Origin of the sequence: Milkweed yellows phytoplasma str. MW1, assembly GCF_000309485.1 — a bacterium.
Taxonomy (GTDB): domain Bacteria; phylum Bacillota_I; class Bacilli_A; order Acholeplasmatales; family Acholeplasmataceae; genus Phytoplasma.
In genome coordinates this window covers 1-7,972 of the sequence record NZ_AKIL01000143.1, presented here as the reverse complement: position 1 = coordinate 7,972, position 7,972 = coordinate 1, and the positions used below count along the sequence as shown (strand labels likewise).

Annotated in this window: 9 protein-coding genes; 1 reads left to right on the top strand and 8 read right to left on the bottom strand. The window is 26.4% G+C overall.

Annotation, left to right across the window (positions count from 1 at the left end; genetic code table 11):
- Window positions 1–664 precede the first annotated feature (664 nt).
- On the bottom strand, window positions 665–862 hold the full coding sequence (locus RI76_RS02580) for a hypothetical protein (RefSeq protein WP_017192591.1): 198 nt from the start codon (window positions 860–862) through the stop codon (window positions 665–667).
- Window positions 863–1,660: 798 nt separating this feature from the next.
- On the opposite strand from RI76_RS02580, the gene RI76_RS02575 reads away from it, so the two are divergent.
- Complete coding sequence (locus RI76_RS02575) at window positions 1,661–3,058, top strand: WD40 repeat domain-containing protein (RefSeq protein WP_017192589.1); 1,398 nt, start codon at window positions 1,661–1,663, stop codon at window positions 3,056–3,058.
- Window positions 3,059–3,132: 74 nt separating this feature from the next.
- On the opposite strand, the gene RI76_RS02570 is transcribed toward RI76_RS02575, so the two are convergent.
- The 7 genes from RI76_RS02570 to RI76_RS02540 all read right to left on the bottom strand — a co-directional run bounded on the left by RI76_RS02570 (window position 3,133) and on the right by RI76_RS02540 (window position 7,931).
- The gene (locus RI76_RS02570; RefSeq protein ID WP_261974346.1) at window positions 3,133–3,576 is read right to left on the bottom strand and encodes an iron-sulfur cluster assembly scaffold protein; all 444 of its coding nucleotides are present in this window, start codon (window positions 3,574–3,576) and stop codon (window positions 3,133–3,135) included.
- 24 nt (window positions 3,577–3,600) lie between these two features.
- Entirely contained in the window at window positions 3,601–4,791 is a 1,191-nt protein-coding gene (locus RI76_RS02565; protein WP_017192587.1) for an aminotransferase class V-fold PLP-dependent enzyme, read from the bottom strand.
- Window positions 4,792–4,881: 90 nt separating this feature from the next.
- Window positions 4,882–5,790, bottom strand: coding sequence for a MetQ/NlpA family ABC transporter substrate-binding protein (locus RI76_RS02560; RefSeq protein WP_017192586.1), 909 nt, complete (start codon window positions 5,788–5,790; stop codon window positions 4,882–4,884).
- A 56-nt stretch (window positions 5,791–5,846) separates the two neighbouring features.
- Window positions 5,847–6,725, bottom strand: a complete 879-nt coding sequence (locus RI76_RS02555; RefSeq protein WP_017192585.1) for a MetQ/NlpA family ABC transporter substrate-binding protein — start codon at window positions 6,723–6,725, stop codon at window positions 5,847–5,849.
- Window positions 6,726–6,866: 141 nt separating this feature from the next.
- A complete protein-coding gene (locus RI76_RS02550; RefSeq protein ID WP_017192584.1) occupies window positions 6,867–7,286 on the bottom strand; it encodes an OsmC family protein in 420 nt (139 codons plus the stop codon).
- A gap of 56 nt (window positions 7,287–7,342) precedes the next feature.
- Window positions 7,343–7,705, bottom strand: a complete 363-nt coding sequence (locus tag RI76_RS02545) for a super-infection exclusion protein B (protein ID WP_017192583.1) — start codon at window positions 7,703–7,705, stop codon at window positions 7,343–7,345.
- Between the two features lie 16 nt (window positions 7,706–7,721).
- The gene (locus RI76_RS02540) at window positions 7,722–7,931 is read right to left on the bottom strand and encodes a YneF family protein (RefSeq protein ID WP_017192582.1); all 210 of its coding nucleotides are present in this window, start codon (window positions 7,929–7,931) and stop codon (window positions 7,722–7,724) included.
- Window positions 7,932–7,972 lie beyond the last annotated feature (41 nt).

Here is a 7,972-nt window from a genome sequence, read left to right as displayed (position 1 = left end):
TATTTATTAATTTATTATATGATAACATAAAAAAAATTTTTGTCAACCTTTTTTTAAAAAATATTAAAATTTAACTATGGAGGCGACCTTCGGCATACCTTTTTAAGGTATGTTTTTGCCATCAAAGCTCTAAGGAAAATAAAAATTAATAGTTAAAAAAAAATGCTTCGATAAAAAAGCTCATTTAATTTACGAGTTTCTGTTTAAAACAAGATGGATATGTTTTTTTAAAAAGCACGAAAAACCTTCCTTTTGGAAAAAGGTTGGCTTTTTTGGTTATTTAATTGATTTATGAATAATTGTGGCGCAGAATAGTTTAAACTTTGTATAATTCTTTTTTGATTATAAAAAGAATGCATATTTGTTTGGTTTGCTTATTTTTAGTTTGCTTATTAAAAAAATATTTTTGTTCTAAAGTAACGTCAAACTATAAACTAAAAAAGCCTTTATTTAAGTCTTGTAATGCTGTTTTTATTTCGGTAATATCTGTTTCCTTTAAAAATAATGTTTTTTCTGTAATGTTATAGTTAGTTTGTTTTATTTTCGAACTTAATAAAATACATATTTAATTTTTTGGTTTTTTTCTTCCTTTTGACGTATTTTGGTTTAGTTAATGTTTCTTCCAAGCCATTAACCTTTAATTTAAATTGCTTTTTTTGGGCTTTTAAACGTAAAGAATGTCAGCACAACCATTAGAATCAATATCCATATAGAATTTAGTTGGTTTTTCTTTTGTGTTGTGCGTTTGTTCATGCACATTTAATTGTTCATAAATATTTAAATTAGATAAAATTTGTTCGTCGTGCTTTTCTTTTTCTTTTTTCTCTTTTTTAAGTAAATTTACAATTTCTTGTTCGTTCATTTTTTTAAAACTCCTTTTTTAAGTTTGGCTAAATAAAAAAACCAAACTGTTTATTTTAATTAATAAACAATTTGGTTCAATTAGTTGTTTTCTTTTGACACCGCTTTGATGGTTCACTCTAATATTGGGATTAATTTTAAGTGTTCTTTTAGTTTTTGGAATAATATATTTTTCGCCTATATTAAAATTAAAAAAACTTTAATTTTTAAAAATAAGAAAAGAACGAAAAATGATAGATTTAAATAAAACATGGGTTTAAGTACAAGAAAGAACGCTTGATTTCTCCGGTTATGCGACAATATTCGGATTAATAACTATAATAATCGCTTATATTCAATATTGGATTGGATTTTTCCTAATGAAGATTACTTAAAATGTTTATCTTATGTTTTTATGATTTTGGCATTTTTATTTTTTAACCTTATTTCTAGTATAGTCCGAGATGTTTTTGTTTTGTTCTATATTTTAAAATGGGTATTTTTCACAATCTCTTGCAAGTTTGTGAAAAAAATTTTTTCATATTCAATCGCATAAAAATAAACAAGACCGAAAAGAAAATAAAAATGATAAAAACACATCCCAATGAAATATTGATCATTAGAAAGCAAGAAACAATTTTCTTGTCCTTTTGGACTATTAAATTATTGATGGATATCAGAACGAGAATAGTTTTTTTATTGTATAATAAAAGTGTATTTAATGATATTTTTTATTTTTTTGACTTTCTCAATTCTTATTTTAACAAAGATGAACCCAATAATTTCAAATGATTAAAATTTTACAAAGAAGAGGAAATATTTGCAACCGCCACAAGATAATAACAATAATAGTTATGCTTTGACTAAATTTTTTTTAATCCCTATTTTATTATTATTGTTTGTTATTGCGTTTTTAATTGTCTTTTATAAACTTCATCAACCATATATAGACAATTCTTTATCAGCATATAATGATAATATAAAGGAATATTATTGCAATACTAAAGATTCTAATAAAAATATGGATATTGATAGCGAAATAAATGAATACGATCCTATCACATGCAATTATTTAAGTAAAACCATTTTCACCGAAGGAAATGTTAAAGAATATGACCCTATCACAGGTCATTTAGTTCAAGAAAAATTCTCTAACGGCTATACTAAAAAATATAACGATAAACAACAAGTTATTAAAGAAATTTTACCCAATAAAGTTAAAATTTATTACGAATATGATCCAGAAACGCAGTCTTTATTCAAGATTATGGTTAACGATTTCAAAACTGTCCAATATGACCTTAAGACCGGTAAAATAGAAAAAATTTTACTTTCTGATGGAACCATAACCGAATTTAACACGGAAGATAATCAGTTTCAACAAGAAATTTCCCCTGATAAAACTATTAAAAAATTAAAAGGGGATATAATGGAGGTTATTTTACCTACAGGATGGACAAGAGAATATGACGTTATTAATGGACATTTATTAAAAGAAATCACACCCAAAGGCGTTGTTAAAGAATACCGTAATATTTTAAATAAAGAAATATTGCCAAATGGAAACATCAGAATATACGAAGATAATAGTGTGAAAGAAGTTTCTTCAGAAGATAAAATTATTACAGAATATGATATTAACACTAAAAGAATAAAAAAAATTATTTACCCGAATGGTGAAGTTAAAGAGTTTAGTTTGTATAAAAACCATTTACAAAAAGAAATTTTATCAGACGGAACAATCAAAGAATATAATATTGACAATAACATTCTTATCAAAGAGTTTTTACCTGATAAATCTATTAAAGAATATGATCCAGAAAAGGGTTTTTTATTGAAACATACTTTCCCAGATGGAAATGTTTTACAATCAATACTAGATTTTGATCCTGATAGTCATAAATTAATTAAAATTTGTTTGCCGGATAAAACTATCATCGAAATGGATGCAGAAAAAGACCTTATCATAAGAGAAATTACTTTAGATGAAACCGTTAAAAAAACTATTTTCGGTTATGACCCAGAAACGAATAAATTGGTTAAAATTATCTTTCCTGATGGTCATATTAAAGAGTTCGATCCTATAAAAGACTATTTAATCAAAGAAGTTTTGTCCAACGGAATAAACATCGATTATGAATACGACCCTCTAACGGATGTTTTATTAAAAACAGTTTCTTCTGATGGCCAAATTATCGATTACCAATTAACCGAATAAATCGTTACTATAATAAATTAATTCCTATATACTAAAAAAGCCTTTTTAAAAATTAAAAAGGCTTTTTTAGTATATTATTTTAAGGAAGAATGGTTTTTTTCAATATTTTTTTGTATAGCTTCCCAAGGGAGGCTGATGCATAAAACTCTACTGGAAGGTTGTTTCAATAAGTTAAACACTTTCAAGTCAGAATCTATTTGCGTTTCATCGTAGTTTTTATCTTTCACCATTCCTAAAAAATGATTCACTTTATTGAGTGTTTCGGAAATAGTTTTCTTTTTCAAATGTACTGACATTAAACTAGCTGATGCGCAACATACTGCGCAAGCTTGAGTATCGTGTTTAATATCAACGATAACACCATCTACTATTTTGATTTGTAAATCTATAGCATCGCCACAAGAGTTATTTTGATAACGAATATGTAAATAACTATCATCTTGAACTAAACCATGATTTTGGGGATAACTAGAATGTTGAATCATTAATTTTTTTTGTAATTCGTTCATTACACACATTGGTTAATTCCTTTGATTTTTAAATTAAAAGAAAAAATCTTTTATTTTTTTTAAATGAGTAATTAAAAAAGCTATATCTTCTTCGGTGTTGTGCAACCCAACAGACACTCTAATAGTGCTTATTTGGTTTATTTTTTTAGAAACTAAATTAGCACAATGCAGACCTGTTCTAAGATAGATATTATGTTTAGCTAAAGAATTTTCCACATCATGAGCATGAATTTTGTCAAAAACAAAAAGTACTAAATTATCAGCCCCTTCGTTCAAAACCCTAATTTGTGGGATTTTTTTAAATTCTTCTTTAATTTTAGCAACTATTTTTTTATTATGTTGATGAATCTTGTCTATTCCAATAGATTCGATAAATTCTAAACTTTTTTTAAAAGCTATAATTGAACCTATATTAGGGGTTCCTGATTCAAATTTATAAGGAGTATCTCTTAAAATATAACGATCTTTAAAGACTTCTTGAACAGTACCGCCACCCAAACAAGAAGGTTTCATTTTTTCTAAATGTACTTTTTTACCGTAAAGGACGCCTACACCAAAAGGTCCATACATTTTATGAGCTGAAAAAGCCATAAAATCAACATCTAAATCTTTCATATCTAAACGTTGATGAGCTACAGATTGAGCAGCATCTAAAATCACTAACACTTCTTTTTGATGAGCAATTTTAGCGATTTCTTTAATAGGAGTTTCATAACCTAAAACATTAGACATATGAGTTAAAACTACTATTTTAGTTTTATCAGTTAAAACGTTTTTAAAGTTCTCAACAGTGATTTTGTTTTGGTCACTCAAAGGAATGAAAACTAATTTAGCTTGTTTATCTTCTGCCACTTTAACCCAAGGTAAAACTGATGAATTATGTTCTAATTCTGAAGTAATAATTTCGTCTCCTGGTTGGATGTTTTGCGAAAGAATTTGTGCTAACATATTTAAAGATTCAGTCGTCCCTTTGGTAAAGATAACTTCTTCAGGTTTTGCGTTGATGAATTGAGCCGTTTTTTCTCTTGTTTCGCCCATTAAAAGATTGTTTTGCACAGATAAAGCGCCGAAAGATCTAAAATTCATACCATTATCATTATAAAAATCTGACATAGCATCTATCACTGTTTGTGGTTTTAAAGAAGTAGAAGCGGAATCAAAATAAACTAATTTAGGATTGTTTTTAAAAATAGGAAAATAGGAACGAAAATAATTATCTTTCATAAGTGGTTATTAAACTCCTTTTTTCAAAAAAAATATCACCCGCGATGATGTCATTTTTTTTATTTTTTTGTACCAAATAGTTATGGATAATTATTTTTCGAAATTAGCCAATATGTCTGCTTTTAATTTATCAGGGTTTTGCACCATAACGTAATCTTTGCCTGGCCCACCAGCTTCAAACATAGTTTTTTGCACTTGTTCGTGTTTTAAAAATCTTTTAACCGCTTGGACTTTTTCATCATCTTGGTTGTTTTTTCTAGAAGCTAAAATAATAGCGTAAGAAGAGAAAACGATATTATTTTCTTGTTCTTCAGGGCTTACAGTACCTATTCTTTTGAAATCAGGGTTTTTTCTCATAAAACCAGGACAGTTGATAGATAAATCGTATTTAGTAGGATCGGTGAATAATTCCACTACTTTAAATAAATTATTAGTTTTAACAAAATTCAAATCATAAATATTTTCTATATCGTCTAAATTCAAATTATAACCTTTAGCTTTGATCACTTCTTCATCAATTTTAACTAATTTTAAATTATTTAACAACAAAAGAGAACGTGAAAAATCACAGGGTGCTGCGAATAAATCATTAAAAGGAGCAAATAATAATCTTAAGTTTTTATGTTTTTTAACATCTTCTACTGATTGAAGTTTTAAAGGGTTTTTTTTATGAACGTATAGACCGTAACGAGGGTGAAAAAACGGTTGCACCATCGTTAATTTAGTTTCTTCATCAGTTGCTGCAAAATCGTTATAAGAGTTCATAGTGTGGTAATTATTAGAAATGCTCACATCTACAAGACCTTCTTTAAGGGCATCATTGCAAGTAATTTGATATTTTTCTTTTAATTCTGCTTCAGAAATAACTTCTAAAATGTAGCCATCTTCAATCAAATGTTTAGTACTTTGTAAAGTATTTAAAGAAGAAGGAAAATTAGTAGCTATTTTAATAGTTTTTTTAGGCTTATTATCGTTGTGATTGCCAGCTAAGTTATTCATCATAATTGTATCCTTTTAATCTTTTTGTTTATTATTTTTCTTGATGGTTATATAGTTTATAACCAATTTTTAATTAGTCTATCTTTTAATTCTTCAGGTTTTTCAATCATAACATAATTTTTCATTCCGTTATGAGTTTGATTCACATGAAAAGCTTTAACTTCGGGATCTTGTAGAATTTGTTTTAGTATATTGATCTCTTCGCTATTTTGGTTATCTTGTCTAGAAATCAAACCAATAGCGTATGATTCTACTATTTCGTTAGTTGGTTCATTTTCGCCTGTGATATTAGAGCCGATTCTGATAAAATCAGGATTGCTATTCATAAAAGCAGGCCAATTAGCCATTAAATCATATTCATCAGGATTTTCAGCAAATTTAAAAGGAATTTGAGAAGTTTTAGTAAATTCTAAATTATAAGGATTGGTGATATCAGAAAAATTAATATTTAATCTTTTTGCTTTTAAAACTTCTTCAGGAATATTGATTAATCCGTTATTTCTCAACACTAAAAGAGAACGGGAAGTATCACAAGGTTCAATGAAAGAAAAAGCCACAGCTAATAAGACTTTTAAATTTTTATGTTTTTTAACTTCTTCTAAACTTAATAATTGTTTTTTACTTTTTTTATTAGCGTATAAACCGTATTTAGAATGATAAAAAGGTTGAATAAAAACAAAAGGTTCTTGTTTGTTTTTAATTAAAAAATCATTAGTCGCTTTAAAAACGTGAATATTAGTGTAAATCAAACCATCAATTTTTTTATTTTTTAAAATATCTATATTTTCTTCAGTCCAACTAGTTTTGACTACTTCTAAATCGATACCTTTATCGTAATATATTTCTTTAGCTTTATTTAAGGTATTAATAACTGCTTGTATCGGACTACCAACTTTAACTATTTTTCTTTCTTTTTTATTGTTTAAATTCTCCATATTAAAATCCATCTTTCTTTTACAAACAATAATCAATTTTTCAAATGATATAATTTTTTTATCTTATATTAAAACATGTTTTAAAAACCTAAAAAATCTTATGAAATTTAGGTCAATTTATTTTTAATTTTGCAAATTTTTTTAAGTGATGTCTTCGTATAAAACAGCACTTAAAATTAAATGAGGATAATCATTTAACATTCTAGAAACAGGACATTTAGTATGAACTGTATCCATGATTTCAGCTGTTTCTTGTACAGAGGCTTCTTTAATGCCCATAATCAATTCTAATTTGAAATAAAAACCTTGTTCGTCTTTAGAAGTGATAGTCAACACTTTTATTTTAATGTCTGATAAATGCGGTTTTTCCAAAGCAAGATATTTTTGAGTAGTTTTATAAAAACACACTAATAAAGATAAACTCAATAATTCTCTTGGATCACTGTAATTATCGTTAGCATTAGTTAAAGCTGAATCTAATTTAGTTTTCAAACCGTTTTTAACGATTCCTATATCGTTTAATCTTTCTTCATGATAAGCGATTAATTTTAATTGACTCATTTTGTTTTTCCATTCTTTTGTAATTTTTTAACGATAAAAAAATTATATTCCCTCTTTTAAAGGTGATGATCGGTGAATAAATATATCTCTCTTAAAGTTTTATCTTTGTTCACTAAATTAAAGATTTCTATATTAATAGCGTAAAAAGAATGTAGAGGGTTTGTATTATCGTCTTTTATTTTTCTTAAAATATTTAATTTCACTAAATTCAAAGTAATAGAAGAATTTTTAGTTAACGGAAATTCTTTATTTTTATTTTGTAAAAAACTTTTTAAGACTTCTTTTTCTATATTTGAACAATTCAGTAAATATTTTTTCATTTTCATTTTAACTTTTCTTTCATAAAGAAAGTTCATGAAAAAAAGAACTCCCGCCGCGATGAAAATGATTGCAAAACAAACTAAATAACTGTGGTTCATTAAATAAAACCTCCTTTTATTTTTTTTTGAAAGAAGACATGATTTGTTTAATTTGTTTCTCTCCTGGGGTTCTTCCCATTTGTTTAAACATTTCTTTAATTTGTCTTTCCGTAATAGGAGGATTTTTTTCTAAATATTTTTTGAACCAACGGAACATGAAAAAAGCTCCTATAACAATTCCTAAAATTAATCCTAATAAAAAAAAACAGGTTCCGATCCAATTCATAAGATATAATTCTCCTTTTTATACAATAAATTTATAAAATA

Excerpts from the sequence above, each read along its gene's own strand:
- RI76_RS02580 (WP_017192591.1), bottom strand. The coding sequence starts at position 862 with ATGAACGAACAAGAAATTGTAAATTTACTTAAAAAAGAGAAAAAAGAA.
- RI76_RS02570 (WP_261974346.1), bottom strand. The coding sequence starts at position 3,576 with ATGTGTGTAATGAACGAATTACAAAAAAAATTAATGATTCAACATTCT.
- RI76_RS02565 (WP_017192587.1), bottom strand. The coding sequence starts at position 4,791 with ATGAAAGATAATTATTTTCGTTCCTATTTTCCTATTTTTAAAAACAAT.
- RI76_RS02560 (WP_017192586.1), bottom strand. The coding sequence starts at position 5,790 with ATGAATAACTTAGCTGGCAATCACAACGATAATAAGCCTAAAAAAACT.
- RI76_RS02555 (WP_017192585.1), bottom strand. The coding sequence starts at position 6,725 with ATGGAGAATTTAAACAATAAAAAAGAAAGAAAAATAGTTAAAGTTGGT.
- RI76_RS02550 (WP_017192584.1), bottom strand. The coding sequence starts at position 7,286 with ATGAGTCAATTAAAATTAATCGCTTATCATGAAGAAAGATTAAACGAT.
- RI76_RS02545 (WP_017192583.1), bottom strand. The coding sequence starts at position 7,705 with ATGAACCACAGTTATTTAGTTTGTTTTGCAATCATTTTCATCGCGGCG.
- RI76_RS02540 (WP_017192582.1), bottom strand. The coding sequence starts at position 7,931 with ATGAATTGGATCGGAACCTGTTTTTTTTTATTAGGATTAATTTTAGGA.